The 1,158-nt window shown below is 72.5% G+C and carries 1 protein-coding gene; it reads right to left on the bottom strand.

Annotated features, from left to right (window positions below):
* Positions 1–347 precede the first annotated feature (347 nt).
* Positions 348–1,158: dihydrolipoamide acetyltransferase family protein (locus J0670_RS38395; protein ID WP_207817396.1), on the bottom strand; the 811-nt coding region annotated here is incomplete at its 5' end.

Raw genomic sequence — 1,158 nt, 5'->3', positions numbered from 1 at the left:
CAGCTCCAGCTCCAGCTCCAGCTCCAGCTCCGGCTCCGGCTCCGGTTCCGGTTCCGGCAGGCCCGGGACGGAGGCGGCCCCCGCCGAGCCGTGCCCGGCGCGGATCAGCAGTGTTCTGCGGGACTTCACCGCTACGTTTCGAGTACCCAAGAGAATCGTTTCGCCTCCGACCGGCCCGCGCCACCTGGCTCGTCTCTGCTGGCGCCTAGGCAGCGTGGCACGCCCGAACCGCTCATCCGATGAATCGTGCGAAGCCCGGACACCCGGCCCGGGAACGCGCTACTCTCGCACGCGCGGCGGCCGCCCTGTGTGCCGAGCAGCACACCCAGGGCGACCGCCGCCTGTGCTCACAGCTGCCGCAGCAGCATCCCCGGATGCTCGACGCAGTCCGCGACGAAGCGGAGGAACCCGCCCGCCGTCCCGCCGTCGCACACCCGGTGGTCGAAGGTGAACGACAGCTGCGTCACCTCGCGCACCGCCAACTCCCCCTGGTACACCCAGGGTTTGGCCACGATCCGGCCGACCCCGAGCATCGCCGCCTCCGGGTGGTTGAGGATCGGGGTGGAACCGTCCACGCCGAACACCCCGTAGTTGTTCAACGTGAAGGTGCCACCGGTCAGTTCGGCCGGGGTGAGCGACCCGTTGCGCGCCGCCTCGGTCAACCGGCCCAGCTCCTCGCCGAGTTGCTCGGTGGTGCGGGAGTGCGCGTCCCGCACCACCGGGACGACCAGGCCGCGCTCGCCCTGCGCGGCGAAGCCCAGGTGCACCGCAGAGTGCCGGATGATGCCCGAACCGTCCTCGGTCACACTGGAGTTGAGCTCGGGGAAGCGCGCCAGCGCGACCGTGCAGATCCGCGCCAGCAGCGCCAGCACGCTCACCTTGGGGCCCGGGGTTTCGTTCAACTGCCGCCGGAGCGCCATCAGTTCGGTGGCGTCCGCGTCCACCCAGCAGGTCGCGGCGGGGATCTCCCGGTGGCTGCGGCTGAGCTTCTCGGCCACCGCCTTGCGCAGCCCGCGCAGCGGGACCACGCCCTCCGCCGCCGCAGGTGCCGTCGGCGCCGCCACCTTGGCCGCGACCGCCCGTTCGACGTCCGCCCGCAGGATCAGCCCGTCCGGCCCGCTCCCGGTGATCGCGGCCAGGTCGACTCCCTGCTCCCGG

The sequence above is a fragment of the Streptomyces sp. FH025 genome (assembly GCF_017427025.1).
Lineage (GTDB): Bacteria > Actinomycetota > Actinomycetes > Streptomycetales > Streptomycetaceae > Kitasatospora.
This window is presented reverse-complemented; position numbering and strand designations above follow the sequence as displayed.